Genomic DNA, 723 nt, shown 5'->3' with positions numbered 1-723 from the left:
GAAGCGGAAAAGATGCGCTATCGCAATTATGTCACCATTATCGAAAGCACACTGCATACATGGGGAAAGCAGCAGGATTCGATTAATTGGGAAATGAACCGTCGCTACGGGCGCTCTAAAATGCTCAAGGTGTTGGTAGATAGCTGGCGGGATGTCGGCGGGACGCTGTGGACACCCAATACCCTGATACCGATCCATTTACCCGTGTTCGGACTGGCGTCTGAGCAGTGGCTATTGTCAGAAGTGTCCTATGTCCGCAACAAAGATGACGGAACCCGGGCCGAGTTAACCCTGATGCCGCCTGCGGCGTTTACCGTTCAGCCGTATGAGTTCTACGAGACAATTATGGAGACACGTCATTATGGACGTTAAAAATTTATACCGCCGCGCCATGATGATGTTGGGTCTGGGACGGGTCACCACCTGTAATGATAGCGGCGTCATCCAGCAGGTGCAGTATCAAACGGCAATGGAAGTCCGCGATAACACAAAGCGGCTGGCCGAGTTTGGTTTTTCATCCGGGTTGCCCGCCGGAACCGATGTTGTCCTCGCATTTTTAGGGGGGGACCGCTCGAATGCGGTGGTGATTGGCAGCAATCATCAACAACACCGGCACCGGGGATTAAATCCCGGTGAAGTGGTGGTGTATAACCAGTGGGGACTGCATATCCTGCTGACCGAATCGGGGATCACCGTCGAGGCACAGGGGCAACCGGTCACGGT

General features: G+C 53.8%; 2 protein-coding genes. Both read left to right on the top strand.

The genetic code is table 11. From position 1 onward, the window contains the following. The first annotated feature begins 12 nt into the window (after positions 1 to 12). Positions 13 to 372: a phage baseplate assembly protein gene (locus tag Xhom_RS31770; protein WP_099140138.1), complete on the top strand. Its 360-nt coding sequence runs from the start codon at positions 13 to 15 to the stop codon at positions 370 to 372. Continuing rightward, a partial coding sequence (locus Xhom_RS25190) for a phage baseplate assembly protein domain-containing protein (RefSeq protein ID WP_244590829.1) occupies positions 362 to 723 on the top strand: 362 nt, incomplete at its 3' end. The genes Xhom_RS31770 and Xhom_RS25190, both read left to right, overlap by 11 nt.

The sequence above is a fragment of the Xenorhabdus hominickii genome (genome assembly GCF_002632725.1).
Lineage (GTDB): Bacteria > Pseudomonadota > Gammaproteobacteria > Enterobacterales > Enterobacteriaceae > Xenorhabdus > Xenorhabdus hominickii.
The sequence above is the reverse complement of the archived record's forward strand: the minus strand, read 5'-3'. Positions and strand labels throughout refer to the sequence as shown.

Excerpts from the sequence above, each read along its gene's own strand:
- Xhom_RS31770 (WP_099140138.1), top strand. The coding sequence starts at position 13 with ATGCGCTATCGCAATTATGTCACCATTATCGAAAGCACACTGCATACA.